The sequence below is a fragment of the Streptomyces roseolilacinus genome (genome assembly GCF_014649335.1).
GTDB classification, from domain to species: Bacteria; Actinomycetota; Actinomycetes; order Streptomycetales; family Streptomycetaceae; genus Streptomyces; species Streptomyces roseolilacinus.
The window spans coordinates 227,106-242,982 of the sequence record NZ_BMSV01000009.1; the positions used below are offsets into that span (position 1 = coordinate 227,106).

The window sequence follows — 15,877 nt, forward strand, 5'->3', positions numbered from 1 at the left end:
CGTGCCGCGTGCGGCCTAGCGGTCCAGGACGCGGCGGGCCGCCGCCAGCCAGCGGTCCTTGCGGGCCTTGGCCTCGCGCAGCCGGTCGGCGTTCCGCCGGATCAGGCCGTGCTGGACGCGGGTCTCGGCCGCCGCCCACACCGCCATCACCCCGCTGGTCCGCTGGCAGGCCGCGTCGGCGCGGGCGGTGGCGCGTTCGGCCGGTGTGGGTTCGGGCGTCCTCCAGCGCTCGTCGGTGGCGGCGGCCAGGGGGTCGGGGTAGTCGAAGCCCGCCTCCGCCATGCACGCGCTCCACCTACCCGCGGCGGCCCGCACCTCGGGGGTGCGCCGGGAGGTCTCCAGGGCGGTGCCGGTCAGCTGGTTGTAGGCGCCGTAGTCGGGCGGGGCGGTGTCGCCGACGAGCCGGCGCCGGGCGACTTCGAGGCACCCGCCCCGGCCGGTGGGGCCGTAGGCCGCGCGCAGCACCCGGTCCGGAAGGGCGTCGCGTTCGTCCCAGGCGCGGTCGCGCCGCACCACCGACGGCGGGTCGGGCGGCGAGTGGTACCCGTGGCGGACGGCATCCGCCGCGTCGGCCCCGTACCGGCCGAGGTTCCACGGCGCGAGGTCCCGGGCGTCCACCCGGGGCAGGGGCTTCCACTCCAGGCCCAGGGCGTTCATGCACGGCCGCATGAGGACGTCCTGCGCGTCCTCCACGGCGTGGGTCTCGGCCACGTCGGACACGTAGGCGTCCAGCGGCAGTCGGAGCCGCTGCCCGGTCTGCCGGGCGGCGGGCGAGGGGGCGGCGGTCCCCGGGGCGGGCGCGGATCCGGGCTCCCCGGCCGTGCAGGCGGTGGCGGCCAGGAGCAGCAGGGCGAGCGCGGTGGTGGTCCGGGCGCGGGAGGGCGGCATGGTGACCTCTCGTCGTACGGTGCGCGGTGCGCGGCGGACGTGTGGTGCGCGGGGCGGACAGGCGGGGGGGGGCGGGGTGCGGCCCCGGACGCCGCACCCCGCCCGTCAGCGGTTCACCGCCGACACCGCCGGCCGTCAGTGGAACTTGATGGAACTCGTGTTGTCGTGCATGCCACGCTTGCTGAAGTGGGCCTCCGTGTGACCCGGCGCCAGGGCGAACTTGGCGCCCTTGTAGTCGGGGTGCTGGTGGAAGGAGACCGTGCGGTTCCCCTTGTTCTTGGCAGAGCTGATCGTGTTGTCCCAGCCGAACTTCTTCAGGTGCGGCACGTTCTTGGTGAAGGTCGTGCTCCTGTTCTTGAACTTGGCGTCCTGGAAGACGACGACCTTCGTGATGCGGGCCTTCGCCGCGGCGACGCCCGCGTGGCCGTCGGCGGGAGCCGACGCCGCGGGGGTCGCGGAAGGCGTGGCTCCGGCGTTCGCCGTCCCGAGGCCGACCAGGCCCGTGACACCGAGCACCACCACACCGAGCGACATTGCCAGATTCTTCTTCAACGTTCTTCCCCTCGTTTTCCAGCGCCCGCTTATCCGGGCCGACTGGCTGTGAATTCATCCTGGCGGAACGGGAATCGGTGGGAAAGGGTTCATTGATGCGGCCGAATCCGCCACTGATTCCCCGCCCGTATGAGTCCTGCACGGGTGATCGGCCACCCCCGCGCACGGGGGAGTCCACGGCCGCCGGTCCGCGCACCCGCACGCGTCGGCCGCGCCGCCCGGCGGCGCGGAGCGCCCCGACGAGGTCCGGTCCCGGGGCCCTTTGCCCCGGCCGCTGTGCGAAGATCCGACGGTGCAACCGATCACCGCCGAAGACCCCGCGTGGATAGGCCCCTACCGTCTCCTCGGCCGGCTCGGCGCGGGGGGCATGGGCCGCGTGTACCTCGCGCGGAGTGAGGGCGGTCGCACGGTCGCTGTGAAGCTGGTCCTCCAGGAGCTGGCGCGGGACGCCGAGTTCCGGCAGCGCTTCGCCCAGGAGGTCTCCGCCGCGCGGCGCGTGGGCGGGCAGTGGACGGCCCCGGTGCTCGACGCCGACACGGGCGCGGCCGTGCCGTGGGTGGCCACCGGGTACGTACCGGGCCCCTCGCTGACGGAGGTCGTCGACCGGGACCACGGCCCCCTCCCCGACACGTCCGTGCGGGCCCTGGCGAGCGGGCTGTCGCAGGCGCTGGCGTCCATCCACGCGGTGGGCCTGGTCCACCGGGACCTGAAGCCGTCGAACATCCTGGTGACGGTCGACGGGCCGCGCGTCATCGACTTCGGCATCGCCCGCGCGCTGGACGGGCGCAGCGCCGCCGCCGACGTGCGGACCCGGACCGGGGTGATGGTCGGCTCCCCCGGCTTCATGTCGCCCGAGCAGGTGCGCGGGGAGAGCGTCACGGAGGCGTCGGACGTCTTCTGCCTGGGCGCGGTCCTCGCGTACGCGGCGACGGGACGCACCCCGTTCGGCGGCGCCGACAGCGGCGTCCACAGCGTGCTCTACCGGATCGCGCAGGAGGAGCCGGACCTGGAGGGCGTGCCGTCGAGGGTGGCCGGGCTCATCCGGGCGTGCCTCGTCAAGGACCCGGCCGGGCGGCCCTCGGTGGCCGAACTGGTCGACGCCACCCGGGACGCCGAACCGGCGGGGGCCTGGCTGCCCGGCGCGCTCCTGGCGCAGCTGGGGCAGCGGGCGGCGCGGCTGCTGGACGCGGAGGCGCCCCAGTCGTTCCGGCCGTCCCCGCACGCCCCGGCACCGTCCCCGGCCGTCGCCCCGACGCCGACCCCGGCCCCGTCGCCGTACGGGCCCACCGCCTTCGGCACGCCGCCGCCGGGCCCCGGCCCGTACGGGCCCGCGCAGCCCTCGCCGTACGCGTCGGTGCAGCCCGTCCCGCACCTCCAGACCTACGCGCCCCTGCCCCCGCCCGCGCCGGCCCGCAGCGGCGGGCGCACCGCGCTGATCGTCGTCTGCTCGGTCCTCGGCGGCATCCTGCTCGTACCGATCCTGCTGATCGTCATCGGCATCCTCGTCGAGAAGGACGACGAGGGGACGCCCGAGCTGAAGAAGATCGAGGGCGCCGTGCCCGACCCGTACCTCGGCTCCTGGGAGGGCGTGATCCGCACGTCGTCCGGCGAGCGGGTGCACGGCCGCTTCGAGATCTCGCAGGGCGAGAAGGGCATGTCGGTCGCCAAGGTGAGGCTGACCGGCCCCGAGGCGCTCTGCGAGGGCGAGAACACGCTCCGCGCGGTCGACGACGAGAAGATCACTCTCGACGGGGGCAGGAAGACGCGGGCGGTCCCGAAGGGCACGAAGGAGTGCGCGCCGCCCCCGCCGCAGACGCTCGCCCTCCGTACGGACGGCAAGCTGGACTGGCTGATGGGCGGCGCCGAGGCGGTCCTCGAACCGGCCACGACCAGCGACGCCGCCGTCCATCCGAAGTTCCTCGGCACGTGGCGGCTGGCCGCGCAGCACACCGACGACCGGATGAGGATCACCATCAAGCAGGGCGACGTCGGGGCGAAGGTCGCCACCGCGACCGGCGCGGGCCGCCACGCGGACTGCTCCTGGGTGTCCGTCCTGGCCGGTGCGCACAACGACCGCCTGGTCCTCAGCCCGCTCGAACCGGCCGCGTCCTCGTGCCCGGTGCGCGGCCGCATGGTCCTCACCCCGGCCGGCGAGGGGAAGCTGTACGTCACGCGCGGGGGCGGCCCGGCGATGGAGGAACTGACCCGCGTCGACCCGTAGCCGGACGCGGACGCCCGCGGGGCCGGTTCACGCGGAGGCCCCGCGGCGGCGCCGTACGCGGTGGGTGCGGAGGGCGGACGGGGCGGTGCGGCGGGCGTCCAGGTCCAGCCGGACGCGGACCTCCGTGCCGCCCAGGGCGGAGCGGCCGATGCGCACGTCGCCGCCCGTGGACTCCGCGACGCGGCGCACGATGTCCAGGCCGAGCCCCGTCGAGCCGTCGCGCGCCCCGCTGTTGCCGCGGGTGAGCGCCGCCTCGGGGTCGGCGATGCCGGGTCCGGCGTCGGAGACGAGCACGATCACCGCGTCGTCGCCGTCGTGCACGTCGACCGCGAACGCGGTGCCCTCCGGGGTGTGCCGGAAGACGTTGCCGAGCAGCGCGTCCAGCGCGGCGGCCAGTTCGGGGCGGGCGACGGGGACCCGCACGGGCCGTCCGACCCCGGCCGTCCGCACCGCGCGGCCCTCGTCCTCGGCGAGCGCCGACCAGAACGCCATCCGGTCCCGTACGACCTCCGACACGTCGCAGCCGGCGCCCGGACCGGCCGCCGTCGTCTGCGGCTTGGCCTCGCGCGCGGTGCGGATGATCGTGTCGACCTCCCGTTCCAACTGCTCGACGGCGGCACGGGTCTGGTCGGCGGCCGGGCCCTCGCCGAGCGAGGCGGCGTTGAGACGCAGCACCGTCAGGGGGGTGCGCAGCCGGTGCGACAGGTCGGCGGCGAGTTCCCGCTCGTTGGCGAGGAGCCGGACGACCTGGTCGGCCATGGCGTTGAAGGCGACGGCCGCGGAGCGCAGTTCGGCGGGCCCCTCCTCCGGCACGCGCGCGCCCAGCCGGCCCTCGCCCAGGTCGTGGGCGGCGCGCGCGAGGCGCCGGGCGGGCAGCACCATGCGGACGCCGAGCCGGTCGGCGACCGCGACCGACCCGACGACCAGGGCGATCCCGACGCCGGCGAGGACCAGCCAGGCGGTGGCCGGCCCGTCGGTCAGCTCGCCCTCCGGGACGAACACCTCGACGACGGCGATCTGCCCGGTGCCCAGCGCGGTCGGCTGGAGCAGGACGAATCCGCCGGCCACCTCCGCGACGGAGGCGCGCGGCACCCGCCGCACGGTCGCCAGGTCCGCCTCGGCGGCCCGGCCCGTGCCGATCTTCAGGGCGCCGGCGCCGGTCCGGCCGGGCGGCGCCGGGATGTGCACGGCCATGCGCCCGTCCGCCCCGGCCTGCGTGGAGGCGACGGCGCGGTCCAGGGCCGCCCGGTCGGTGGTGACGGACAGGGTGGGGCCGATCGCGGCGGCCTGCCGCTCGGCGTTGCCGAAGGCCCGGTCGCGGGCCAGTTCCCTGGTGACCATGCCGAGCGGTACGGCGAAGGCGAGGACGACCATCGTCGTGACGGCCAGCGCGACCTTGACGAGCGCCCACCTCACCGCGGCGGCTCCAGTTTCACTCCGACGCCCCTGAGGGTGTGCAGGTAGCGGGGGTTCGCGGCGGTCTCGCCGAGTTTGCGGCGCAGCCAGGACAGGTGGACGTCGATGGTCTGGTCGTCGCCGTACGCCTGCTGCCACACCTCCGCGAGCAGTTCCCGGCGCGGTACGACGACGCCGGGCCGCCGGGCGAGGAACACCAGCAGGTCGAACTCGCGGCGCGTCAGGTCCAGCCTCCTGCCGTCCAGTTCGGCCTGGCGGCGCAGCGGGTCGATGGCGAGGCCGCCGACCCGGACGACCGTGCCGGGCGTCCCCTCCCCGGCGCCGCGCGCCCGGCGCAGTACGGCGGCGATCCGCGCCGACAGGTGCTCCACGGAGAACGGCTTGGTGAGGTAGTCGTCGGCGCCGTCGTTGAGGAGCCGTACGATCCCCGCCTCGTCGTCCCGCGCGGTCGCGATGATCACCGGTACGTCGGTGACGCCGCGCAGCATCTTCAGCGCCTCCGCCCCGTCAAGGTCGGGCAGACCGAGGTCCAGGATGACCACGTCGAAACGGTGATGGGCGACCTCGCGCAGCGCCTCCAGGGCCGTGCCGACGCTCCGCACCGTGTGGGAGGCCTCGGTCAGGTGCCGGACGAGGGCGGAGCGGACGAACGGGTCGTCCTCGACCACGAGCACACTTGCCATGGGCGGCACCGTACGCCATACGGCGTAACCGGAGGCCCCCCGAAGCCCGGAACGACACCCCCGAGCCGGACCCCTCCCCGAAGCGTCCACCGAACCGGAGGGCCGAGAGGAGGTGCCCCCGTGGACCACCCGCCGAGCCGGGCAGGGCATGCGGATGCCGGGAGGAGGGTGCCGTGTTGGGCCGCTCGTGGAGCCGGAGGGACGCGCGAATGCCGGGAGGGGGAGGATGCCCACGTGTACCGCTCGTGGAGCCGAAGGGGCGCGCGATTGTCGGGAGGGGGACGGTGCGCTCCTGTGGCGCTCGTGGAGCCGAAGGGGCGCGCGGGTGTCGACAGGCCGATCGCGCGGAGGCCCTGAGGAACGAAGGGCTGAGCACGTTCGGCCTGTCGACACCCGCCCAAAGCGCCCCGGAGGCGCAACGAGCCCAAAAAAGGGTGCAGTATGGCGCGGTGCGAAGAGGACTGGTTCACGCCCTGGCGTGGTTGCTCGCCACGGGCGCGGCGGTCACCCTGACGTGGTGGGGCGTGCTCACGGTGATGTCCGGCACGGTGTACGACCGGCCGAGCGCCCTGCCGTTGGCGGCGGCGGACTCGGAGCCGCAGGTGTCGTCGACGTGGCGGCCGCGGCCCTCGCCGTCCCGTTCTTCGTCGCCGTCCCCGTCCGCGTCGCAGGTGCCGCCCGTGGCGCGCCCGGTGTCGGCGTCCTCCTCGGCTCCCGTCTCGTCCGCGCCTGCGCCGGAGCGGAGCCGTACGCCGTCTCCGTGGTCCCCGTCCCCGTCCGTGCCGCCGGCCACCGGATCGGTGAAGAGTTACGCCGTCGACGGCGGTCGTGTGGCGTTCGACCTCGGTGACGTGTCGGCCGAGTTGGTGTCCGCGACGCCGGCGTCGGGGTGGCGGATGCAGGTGTGGAAGCAGGACCGCTGGATCCGGGTGACGTTCACGCGGGAGGACCGGGAGATCTCGGTGTTCTGCGTCTGGCACGACTCGGCGCCCCGCGTGGAGATCGACGACCGCCGCGCGTAGCACTCGCCTCACGACGAAACGCCCCCACGACGGACCCGTGCCGCCCGCGGGTGCCCTAGTCGCGGAAGACGGAGGACGGCGGCTCCGGGGACGCCTTGGCGGCGGCGTCCGTCACGGGGGCGGCGCCGCCCGTGAAGTCGGCCAGTTCCCGCCCGTGTTCGACGCGGCCCGGGTGGGGGTCGCTCGCCACGCGGCGGGTGAGTTCCGCGACGGGCAGGGGTGCGGCGGAGGCCAGCAGGACGGCGTTGCCGAAGCGGCGGCCGCGCAGCACGACCGGGTCGGCGGCGAGCGCCAATTCGGGGAAGAGGGCGGCCGCGGTGGCGATCTGGCCGCGCAGGTGGGTCAGGGGCGGCCCGTCGGCGAGGTTCGCGGCGTAGTGGCCGCCGGGTGTGAGGACGCGCCGTACCTCGGTGAGGAACTCGGTGCTGGTGAGGTGGGCGGGGGTGCGGGCGCCGCTGAACACGTCCGCGATCACCAGGTCCGCCCAGTCGTCCGGCAGCTTGGCGAGTCCGGCGCGGGCGTCGCCGCCGCGTACCCGTATCCGGGCGGCGGGGTCGAGCGGCAGGACCCGCCGTACGAGCTGTACGAGCGGCGCGTCGATCTCCACGACCTGCTGGGTGGAGCGGGGCCGGGTCGCGGCGACGTACCGGGCGAGGGTGAACGCGCCGCCGCCGAGGTGCACGACGCGCAGGGGCTGCCCGGGGGGCGCGGCGAGGTCGATGACGTGGCCGAGGCGGCGCTGGTAGGCGAAGTCGAGGTGCGCGGGGTCGTCGAGGTCGACGTGCGACTGCGGCGCGCCGTCGATGAGCAGGGTCCATGCCCGGGGCCGTTCCCGGTCGGGTACCAGTTCGGCGACGCCGCCGTCGACGGTCTCGCTGACCGTCTCCGGCGCGGCCGCCCGCCCGCCCCGCTGTCTGTTTCTCGCCACCCACCCATTATCGGCTCACCTACGGCGTCCCGGGTGCGGCCGCAGCCGTAAGGCCCGACGTACGGCGGCAGCACCCACCACCCCTACCGGCACCCACCGGCACCACCGGCCCCCACCGGCGGCTAGCAGCACTCGTCGGCGGCTCGGAGGAGGCGGGCGGCCTCGTCGAGGGCCTCGCGCAGCAGCGCCGGGTCGGTGACCGGATCCGTGTCGGCCGGCGGGAGGAGCCAGCCGCTGCCGGGCACGGGCGGCTCGGGCGACGCGTCCCGCGGGGCGTCCGGGTCGGCGGGCAGGCGCAGGCCGCGCCCGTTCGTCCGGGTGCAGGCGCTGCCCGGTACGTCCCAGGCGGCGGCCGTGCCCGGCGGGACGAGGAAGCCGAGCGTGTCGCTGGCGCCGTCGTGCAGGACCGGGCCGACCGCCGGGGCGCCGCGGCGCAGGATGTCGACCGCCTCCAGGCCCTGCCGGGCGGGGACCGTCACCAGGTCGCACGCCTCGTCCGCGGGGTGCTCACGGGCCCGGGCGCCGCCGTCGGGCCCCGCCGGGGGGCGGGCGCTCTCGTCCCGGGTGGGCTCGTGCCGCAGGCCGCCCCGTGGCTCGCCGTCGTCGCGCGGGCTGGCCTCCATACCGACCTCCAACAAGGGATCCCCTCCTCGCTCGAGTTCCGAGTGGAGACACGTTCCGTCTCTCCGCGGAGTTCAACGGCGCGGGGCGTCAACAGCTACGGCGATATCCCGCCGCAAAGGATGGCACTTCATGGCAGATGGTGGGTGAGATATCCCGTTTGTAGCTAAACCATGGGTATGCACCGTGCCGCAGCCGGTACGTTCTTGCCCCGCCGGAGCATCGGCAGCACGTAGGAGAGGGCTCGCCATGGCCTCGTCACGGGCAGTTCCGAATCTCGCCTTCCGCCGCCTGCGGGGGCAGCGCTCCCCCGCGGAGTTCGCCGCCGCGGTACGCCGGGCCGCCCGGGAGATCGGGGAGCAGGTGGCGTGCGACGCCCGTTACGTCGGCCGCGTGGAGTCGGGTGAGATCCGCTGCCCCAACTACGCGTACGAACGGGTGTTCCTGCACATGTTCCCCGGCCTGTCGCTGACCGACCTGGGGTTCCTCGCGCGGGAACGCGTGCGGGGCCGGGCGGCGCGTGCGGCGACCGGTGCGCCGGCGCCCCCCACACCTTTCCGGAACGATGAGGAGAGCGACGTGCTGCGTCGCGCATTCATGACGGGCGGCACCGCCACCGTGGCGGCCGTCTCCCTGCTCCGCGGCCCCGCCGCCGGGGCCGCCGGGCGGGGCGGCGGCCCGGACCCGCTCGGGGCGATCCCCGCGCCGCGCGCCGGCGGCCGGTTCGGCGAGTCCGAGGTGGCCGCGGTCGAGGAGGCCGTACGGCGCATCCGGCTGCTCGACGACCGGCACGGCGCCGACGGCCTGTACGCACGGGCGGCGGGGCCGCTGCGCTCGGCGTACGCGCTGCTCGACACGGGCAGGGCGACCCGGCAGTCGACGGTGGACCGGCTCCACTCGGGCGCCGGCGAACTGGCCCTGTCGGTGGGGTGGCTGGCCCATGACTCCGGCCGGCTGGAGGACGCCCGCTCGCACTACGCGGAGGCGCTGGCCACCGCGCGCGTGGGGGGCGACCCGGGGCTGGAGGCGCACGCGTTCTCCAACACGTCGTTCCTGGCCAGGGACGGCGGGCGGTTCCGGGAGGCGGTGCGGGCGGCGCAGGCCGGGCAGCGCGCGGCCCGGCACCTGTCGTCGGCGCGCCTGCTGTCCCTGCTGGCGCTGCGGGAGGCGGGCGGCTGGGCCGGGCTCGGCGACCGGTCGGCGTGCGAGGAGGCGCTGGGGCGGGCACACACCCTGTTCGGGCGGGGCCGCTCGGACGCGGACCCCGAGTGGATGTCGTTCTTCGGGGAGCCGGAGCTGGAGTTCCTGGAGGCCCAGTGCTGGTCGCTGCTGGGCGAGCCGGCCCGCGCGGTGCGCCACGCCCGCCGGGCGGCCGCGCTGGACGACCCGCACTTCACCAGGAACCTCGCCCTGTACCGCGCCCAGCTCGCCGCCGACCTGGCCCGGGACGGCGCCCCGGAGGAGGCGGCGGCGGCCGGCGGGCAGGTGCTGGACCTGCTGGGTGACGTCCGGTCGACCCGCATCGGGGCGATGCTGGCCGAGACCGCCCGCGTCCTGCACCCCCACCGCGCCGCCCCGCGGGTCGCCGCGTTCCTCACCCGCCGCCGGCCCATGGTCCCCCACCAGGGCGGGGGGTAGGGCGGCCGGAGGCGAAGGCCGGGGCCGGCGGGGGCCGTCGGCCGGGCCGCTCGGCGGAACGGCCGGGCGGCGCGACCGGGCCGTACGGCCGGGCCGTACGGCCGGGCGGTGCGGGTCACGGCTCCAAGTGGCCGGTGTCGTTCCAGCGTTCGAGCGCGGGCATGCCGTACGCCCAGCCGAGGACCGACAGGCTGGTGGGGTCGAGGCGGACGCGGGCCCCGAAGGCGATGTCCTCGCCCAGCCAGCGCGCGGCGATCGTCCGCAGGATGTGGCCGTGCGCGAAGACCAGCACGTCGCGGTCGGCGGAGCGGGCCCACTCCACGACCTCGTCGGCGCGGGCCGACACCTGCGCCAGGGTCTCGCCCTCCGGGACGCCGTCGCGCCAGATCAGCCAACCGGGCCGGGACGCCCGGATCTCGGCGGGCGTCAGGCCCTCGTACGCGCCGTAGTCCCACTCCATGAGCGTGTCCCACTCCTCGGCGCGGCCGCCGAAGCCGGCCAGGTCGCAGGTCTCCCGCGCGCGTACGAGCGGGCTCGTCCGGATCTCGTACCCCTCCAGGCCCGCCCAACGGCCCTGGTGCAGCCGCTTCCCCAGCAGCTCGGCGCCCCGCCGGCCCTCGGCGAGGAGGGGGATGTCCGTCCGGCCGGTGTGCCTGCCGAGCAGCGACCATTCGGTCTGGCCGTGCCGGGCGAGCAGGATGCGCGGTGCCATGGGGCGTACTCCTGGGGGTTCACGCGGAAGGGTGCACACGACGGCGGGTGCAGTGACGTACCCGTCCATCATCGCGTACACGCGCGGAGCGGTCGAAAGCGGGCGAGCGGCGGGACCCGGTCCCGTTTGTCGGTGGCGGATGCGAGACTTCCGCGGTGAGCGATTCCCTGGGCAGCGGACCGCGTCCGGCTCCGCGAACTCCGCAGACCCCGCACGCCGCGCGGACCCCGCAGGAGCCGGAGGTGCCGCGGCAGGCGGCCCTGCGGCGGCGGCTGGCCGAACTGCGCGGCCCCGCCGCGGCACCGCACCCGCTGGACGCCCGCGCGCTGGCCGCCCTCGCCGCCAACCCGGGCTGCCGCCGCCGCGCCCTGCTGGACGGCGCCGGGGTCGACAAGACCGCGCTCGCGTCGGCGCTGGGCGCGCCGTCCGGGTTCGGGCAGTCGCAGTTCGCCTTCATGCGGGGCCACGCCTTCGAGGCGAAGGTCAAGGCCGACGGGGGCGCCGAACTGCTGCGGCTCCTCGGGGCTGACGCGCCGGAGGAGGCGCACACGCCCGACCTGGCCGCCGCCGGGCCCGAGGGGCGGGCGGCGCGGACGGCGCTGGCGCTGCGGGAGGCCACGGAGGCGGGCGGCTGGGCGCTGCTCGACCACCCGCTGCTGGCGCTGGAGGTGGCCGGTTCGCCGGCGTACCTGGAGCCGGACGCGGTGGTGGTGCGGCCGGACGGCCGGTGGGTCGTCGTGGAGATCAAGTCGTTCCCCATGATCGACGGCTCGGCGGACGCGGCGAAGGTCGGGGCGGCCGCGCGGCAGGCGGCGGTGTACGTACTGGCGCTGGAGCGGGTCGCCGCGGTCACCGACGGGGCGGAGGTGGACCACACGGTGCTGCTGGTCTGCCCGAAGGACTTCTCCAACCAGCCGACCGGCTCGCTCGTCGACGTGCGCAGGCAGTTGTCGGTGACGAGGCGTCAACTGGCGCGGCTGACGCGTCTGGAGGAGATCGCGGCGGCGGTCCCGCAGGACGTGACGTTCGATGTGGCGGCGTGCTCGGCGGAGGAGTTGGCGGCGGCCGTGGAAGCGGTGCCGCACGCGTACGCGCCGGAGTGCCTGGCCGCGTGCGAGCTGGCGTTCCACTGCCGCGAGCGGGCCCGCGCGGCCGGCGCGGTGGAGGCCCTGGGGCGTTCCCTCCGGGCCGAGCTGGGCGGCCTGACGACGATCGGCGCCGTCCTGTCCGCGGCCCGCGGCGACGCGGACGGCCCCGGCCCGGACGGGGACGGGAGGCCGGAGGAGGCCACCCCCACAGGCCCGGCGGACTCCGCGGACCCGGCGGTCGCGGCCCTGCGGCGGGCGGCGGCCCTGCGCGCGGAGGCGCTCGCCCGGGCCGCCGAGGCGAGGGCGGCCTCGGGGCGGCCGGACCCGGCGGAAGGCGCGGTCGTGCCCGGACAGGCCCCCGCGGAGACCGGCGCGCGGACCGGATCAAAGACCGGTGCGGAGACGGACGCGGAGACCGGTGCGCGGACCGGGTCGGGGGTGGCGGGATGTCGCTGATCTCCACCCTCGCGCGGCTGGAGGCCGTCGAGGCCGGGCGGGCCCGGGCGCTGGCCACCGTGCGGCACCGGCACGTGTCGGAGCGGCCGCTCGTGTTCGTGCCGCTGACCACGGCCGGCGAGGCCGGTGCGCCGCTGGGCGCCCTGGTCGGCACCGACCCGGCGGAGCCGCGGCTGCTCGTCGTGCCGCAGCCCCGCGACCGGGACCTGCGGTTCGCGTTCCTCGCCGACCTGGCGGAGGCCGTGCTGCCGTACGTCGACGCGTACGCGGACGCCGTCGAGCCGGTCGAGCGGTCCGAGACCGACCCGGCGACCGGCGGGAAGGTGAAGGTCGAGGTCGAGCTGTGCCTGGACGCGCCGCAGCTGGTCGTGCCGAGCCGGGCCGGCGTGGAGTACGTACGGCTGCTGGGGCGGTCCATGCGGTTCCGGCGGACGGCCGAGCAGGACCCGGAGACGCCGTTCCCCGCCCCGCCGCGGGTACCGCTGCTGGGCCGGTGGCTGACCCACTACGGGGACCGGGCGCGGGTGCCCGGCTCGTCGCTGCTGGTCGCGGCGACGGACCTGCTGAACCGGCACTGGGCGACCGGCCAGTCGTCCCTGGAGGACCAGCACCTGGGCGCGCTGCTCGCGTGGATCGACCCGCCGGCCGGGGAGTCCGGCGAGGCGGCCGCCCTGCGCGCGGAGCTGGGCCGGGACCAGGGCGGGCAGCTGCTGTGCCCGCCGGCGGGCCCGGCGACCGACCCGGCGTTCGACAACCGGCTGCTGGCGCCCGCGATCGAGCGGTACGACCGGGCCCGGCAGGCGCTGGGCGCGGCGGAGGACGGCGAGGCGGCCGACGAGCGGCTGGGCGCCCTGCACCGGGCGGAGCGGGAGGTCAGGCGTCTGGTCCTGTCGCAGTTGCGGCCCACGTGGGACGCGGTGTGGCGGGCGCTGGAGCTGGTGCGGGAGCTGCCGCCCGGGCGGCGCGTCGCGGACCGCTGGACGCGCGACCGCTGGTCGTTCACCGGGCACCGGGACCGGGTGCGGGCCGGTGAGCCGCCGCAGCCGCGCCGGGACGACGCGGTGACGGCGGCGCGGAAGCTGGCCGCGCGGGAGGCCGCGCAGGCGCAGCTGGAGGCGCAGGAGGCGCTGGACGACCCGCTGGTGATGGCGGGGCGGCGGCTCGCGGGCGAGGCGTTCGCCGGGGAGGTGGTGGACGTGACGATGACGTGGACGGAGTCGAAGCGCCCGTCGCCGCGCCCCCTGGTGTCCGTGCGGACCGACGACGCGCCGCACCTGGGCGCGGGCGTGAAGGCGTACCGGTCGCTGGACGGGCGGCCGCAGACGGCGGTGTTCGTCGGGTACGAGGAGGACGGAGGGGGCGCGGGGGGCGGCCGGACGGTGGTGCTGCGCGTGCTGGACCGGATGGGCCGGTCGAGGGAGCCGGCGGAGGGCTCCGTACCGGAGAAGGGCGACCGGATCGTGTGGACGCTGTTCGAGCACGACCAGCGGGTCGGCCCGAAGCTGCCCGACCCGGAGGAGACGCCGTGGACGCACGGCGGCCCGCCCCGCCAGGACGCGGCGGAGGCCCCGGACCCCGTGACCCCGGAGGACGTGCTGTGAACCACGAGGTGTCCGACCCGTCGTCGGCGGCGGCCGAGGCGACCCGCGGGATCCTGCGGGACACCCTCCACGGGGACGCGCGGGGCGTCGTCGTGGACTCGCCGCCCGGCGCGGGCAAGTCGACGCTGGTGGTGCGCGCCGCGCTGGAGCTGGCGGCCGCGGGCCGCCCCCTGATGGTGGTCGCGCAGACGAACGCGCAGGTCGACGACCTGGTGCTGCGGCTCGCCGAGAAGGAGCCGGAGCTGCCGGTGGGGCGGCTGCACGCGAGCGACGCGGACGCGTACGACAAGGCCCTGGACGCGCTGGACGGCGTCGTGACGTCGACGAAGGCGGCGGACCTGGCGGGGCTGCCGGTGGTCGTCTCCACGGCGGCGAAGTGGGCGCACGTGAAGGGCGTCGAGCCGTGGCGGCACGCCATCGTCGACGAGGCGTACCAGATGCGCTCGGACGCGCTGCTGGCCGTGGCGGGGCTGTTCGAGCGGGCGCTGTTCGTGGGCGACCCGGGGCAGCTGGACCCCTTCTCGGTGGTGGGCGCCGAGCAGTGGGCGGGCCTGTCCTACGACCCGTCGGCGAGCGCCGTGTCGACGCTGCTGGCGCACAACCCGGACCTGCCGCAGCACCGGCTGCCGGTGTCGTGGCGGCTGCCCGCGTCGGCGGCGCCGCTGGTGTCGGAGGCGTTCTACCCGTACACGCCGTTCCGCGCGGGCACGGGCCACGGCGACCGTCGGCTGGCGTTCGGCGCGGCGTCGGACGGCTCGGCGGCCGACCGGGTGCTGGACGAGGCGGCGGAGTCCGGCTGGGGCCTGCTGGAGCTGCCGGCCCGGCACACGCCGCGCACGGACCCGGAGGCCGTCCGGGCGTGCGCGCTGGTGGTGCGGCGGCTCCTGGACCGGGGCGCGGCGGCCGTCAGCGAACGCGCCGAGCACCCCGTACCGGTCACCCCGGACCGCGTCGCGGTCGGCACCGCCCACCGCGACCAGGCGGCCGCCGTCCGCGCGGCCCTCGCCGACCTGGGGGTCGCCGGTGTGACGGTCGACACGGCGAACCGGCTGCAGGGCCGCGAGTACGACGTGACGGTCGTCCTGCACCCCCTGTCGGGCCGCCCCGACGCGACGGCGTTCCACCTGGAGACGGGCCGGTTGTGCGTCCTGGCGTCCCGCCACCGCCACGCGTGCGTGGTGGTCTGCCGCGAGGGCGTCGCGGACCTCCTGGACGAGCACCCGTCGACGGAGCCGGTCCAGTTGGGCGTGACGGTCAAGTTCCCGGACGGCTGGGAGGCGAACCACGCGGTGCTCTCGCACCTGTCCGAGCACCGGGTGGCCTGGCGTCCCTGACCGCCCCTCCGGCACCCGGGCGGCGGACGACCGGTGCGGTGCCCGCCCCGTCCGCCGGGCGGGGTCCGGCACGCCGCCGGAGGCGGCCGACGGTCACGGCCCCCGACGGCCGGGAGGCGGACCGCGCGGTGCTCTCGCACCTGTCGGGGCACCGCGTCCGCCGGGGTCCCCGAGCGCCCGGCACGCGGTCTTGCGGGAGGCGGGACAATGGTCGGTGGCCGCCGAACCGGACGGGCGGCGGCACGGCGAGCGGAACGGAGTCCTCGATGGCGGAGACCGAGCGGAACGAGCAGCAGCGGCGGCTCAGGCCGGCGCCCCTGCTCTTCGAGCCTGCCGAGGCCGCCGCCGACCCGGAGCACTTCTTCGACCTGGAGTCCATCGACGACCCCCGGCGGCTGCTCGCCCGGTCCACGGAGCTGACGCTCGCCTTCCGCGCGGCCGCCGACCGGGCCGCCGAGTACCAGGCGATCGCCGCGGCCCAGCTCGCGGACCCGCGCCGCTTCGACCGGTTGTCCACCGCCGACATCGCGGAGCGCGCGGAGTGGAGCGAGGACTACGCGACGAGGATGGTCGAGTTCGGCCGGGACCTGCTGCGCGGCGGCGCCCGCGACGGCGAGGACTGAGCCGGCCGCCCAGACCCGGCGGGCACGCCCTGGGCATATGCCGAGGGCGAAAGATACCCCTCTCGTTCCCTTTCTGTCCCCGTTTCCGAAAACT

Annotated in this window: 14 protein-coding genes; 7 read left to right on the forward strand and 7 right to left on the reverse strand. The window is 76.4% G+C overall.

The genetic code is table 11. From position 1 onward, the window contains the following. Window positions 1–15 precede the first annotated feature (15 nt). Together IE106_RS22375 and IE106_RS22380 are read right to left on the reverse strand one after the other, a co-directional pair. Window positions 16–888 carry a hypothetical protein gene (locus IE106_RS22375; protein WP_189536900.1) on the reverse strand — a complete coding sequence of 291 codons (873 nt, stop codon included), beginning with the start codon at window positions 886–888 and terminating at the stop codon, window positions 16–18. A gap of 135 nt (window positions 889–1,023) precedes the next feature. Next, window positions 1,024–1,422, reverse strand: a complete 399-nt coding sequence (locus IE106_RS22380; protein ID WP_189536902.1) for a beta/gamma crystallin-related protein — start codon at window positions 1,420–1,422, stop codon at window positions 1,024–1,026. A 310-nt stretch (window positions 1,423–1,732) separates the two neighbouring features. Here IE106_RS22380 and IE106_RS22385 point away from each other — a divergent pair, with 310 nt between their 5' ends. Then, on the forward strand, window positions 1,733–3,661 hold the full coding sequence (locus IE106_RS22385; protein ID WP_229840689.1) for a serine/threonine-protein kinase: 1,929 nt from the start codon (window positions 1,733–1,735) through the stop codon (window positions 3,659–3,661). A gap of 27 nt (window positions 3,662–3,688) precedes the next feature. Here the strand turns inward: IE106_RS22385 and IE106_RS22390 are convergent, their stop codons facing one another. Together IE106_RS22390 and IE106_RS22395 are read right to left on the reverse strand one after the other, a co-directional pair. Beyond that, on the reverse strand, window positions 3,689–5,077 hold the full coding sequence (locus IE106_RS22390) for a sensor histidine kinase (protein WP_189536904.1): 1,389 nt from the start codon (window positions 5,075–5,077) through the stop codon (window positions 3,689–3,691). Then, window positions 5,074–5,760, reverse strand: a complete 687-nt coding sequence (locus IE106_RS22395) for a response regulator transcription factor (protein ID WP_189536906.1) — start codon at window positions 5,758–5,760, stop codon at window positions 5,074–5,076. Before IE106_RS22395 ends, IE106_RS22390 begins: the two co-directional genes overlap by 4 nt. 449 nt (window positions 5,761–6,209) lie before the next feature. Here IE106_RS22395 and IE106_RS31025 point away from each other — a divergent pair, with 449 nt between their 5' ends. Next, on the forward strand, window positions 6,210–6,782 hold the full coding sequence (locus IE106_RS31025) for a hypothetical protein (RefSeq protein WP_189536908.1): 573 nt from the start codon (window positions 6,210–6,212) through the stop codon (window positions 6,780–6,782). A 55-nt stretch (window positions 6,783–6,837) separates the two neighbouring features. On the opposite strand, the gene IE106_RS22405 is transcribed toward IE106_RS31025, so the two are convergent. Beyond that, the gene (locus IE106_RS22405) at window positions 6,838–7,710 is read right to left on the reverse strand and encodes a spermidine synthase (RefSeq protein WP_189536910.1); all 873 of its coding nucleotides are present in this window, start codon (window positions 7,708–7,710) and stop codon (window positions 6,838–6,840) included. A 122-nt stretch (window positions 7,711–7,832) separates the two neighbouring features. Then, on the reverse strand, window positions 7,833–8,345 hold the full coding sequence (locus tag IE106_RS22410) for a hypothetical protein (protein ID WP_229840706.1): 513 nt from the start codon (window positions 8,343–8,345) through the stop codon (window positions 7,833–7,835). A 235-nt stretch (window positions 8,346–8,580) separates the two neighbouring features. Between IE106_RS22410 and IE106_RS22415 the strand changes: the two genes are divergently transcribed. Next, window positions 8,581–9,969 (forward strand): NsdA family TPR-like regulatory protein, encoded by a 1,389-nt coding sequence (locus IE106_RS22415; protein ID WP_189536912.1) that lies wholly within the window; start codon window positions 8,581–8,583, stop codon window positions 9,967–9,969. A 115-nt stretch (window positions 9,970–10,084) separates the two neighbouring features. Here IE106_RS22415 and IE106_RS22420 read toward each other — a convergent pair whose 3' ends face one another. After that, window positions 10,085–10,681, reverse strand: coding sequence for a histidine phosphatase family protein (locus IE106_RS22420; protein WP_189536913.1), 597 nt, complete (start codon window positions 10,679–10,681; stop codon window positions 10,085–10,087). 155 nt (window positions 10,682–10,836) lie between these two features. Here IE106_RS22420 and IE106_RS22425 point away from each other — a divergent pair, with 155 nt between their 5' ends. The 4 genes from IE106_RS22425 (at window position 10,837) to IE106_RS22440 (ending at window position 15,783) form a co-directional block, all read left to right on the forward strand. After that, entirely contained in the window at window positions 10,837–12,225 is a 1,389-nt protein-coding gene (locus IE106_RS22425; RefSeq protein ID WP_229840691.1) for a hypothetical protein, read from the forward strand. Then, window positions 12,216–13,826, forward strand: a complete 1,611-nt coding sequence (locus IE106_RS22430) for a hypothetical protein (protein WP_189536915.1) — start codon at window positions 12,216–12,218, stop codon at window positions 13,824–13,826. The genes IE106_RS22425 and IE106_RS22430 overlap by 10 nt, the downstream gene beginning before the upstream one ends. Continuing rightward, entirely contained in the window at window positions 13,823–15,160 is a 1,338-nt protein-coding gene (locus IE106_RS22435; protein ID WP_189536919.1) for an AAA domain-containing protein, read from the forward strand. Before IE106_RS22430 ends, IE106_RS22435 begins: the two co-directional genes overlap by 4 nt. 266 nt (window positions 15,161–15,426) lie before the next feature. Beyond that, on the forward strand, window positions 15,427–15,783 hold the full coding sequence (locus IE106_RS22440; RefSeq protein ID WP_189536920.1) for a DUF8844 domain-containing protein: 357 nt from the start codon (window positions 15,427–15,429) through the stop codon (window positions 15,781–15,783). The last annotated feature ends 94 nt before the right edge of the window (window positions 15,784–15,877 follow it).

What these genes read in the sequence shown, in the direction of transcription:
- IE106_RS22375 (WP_189536900.1), bottom strand. Translation starts at nt 888, where the DNA reads ATGCCGCCCTCCCGCGCCCGGACCACCACCGCGCTCGCCCTGCTGCTC.
- IE106_RS22380 (WP_189536902.1), bottom strand. Translation starts at nt 1,422, where the DNA reads ATGTCGCTCGGTGTGGTGGTGCTCGGTGTCACGGGCCTGGTCGGCCTC.
- IE106_RS22395 (WP_189536906.1), bottom strand. Translation starts at nt 5,760, where the DNA reads ATGGCAAGTGTGCTCGTGGTCGAGGACGACCCGTTCGTCCGCTCCGCC.
- IE106_RS22415 (WP_189536912.1), top strand. Translation starts at nt 8,581, where the DNA reads ATGGCCTCGTCACGGGCAGTTCCGAATCTCGCCTTCCGCCGCCTGCGG.
- IE106_RS22420 (WP_189536913.1), bottom strand. Translation starts at nt 10,681, where the DNA reads ATGGCACCGCGCATCCTGCTCGCCCGGCACGGCCAGACCGAATGGTCG.
- IE106_RS22430 (WP_189536915.1), top strand. Translation starts at nt 12,216, where the DNA reads ATGTCGCTGATCTCCACCCTCGCGCGGCTGGAGGCCGTCGAGGCCGGG.
- IE106_RS22440 (WP_189536920.1), top strand. Translation starts at nt 15,427, where the DNA reads ATGGCGGAGACCGAGCGGAACGAGCAGCAGCGGCGGCTCAGGCCGGCG.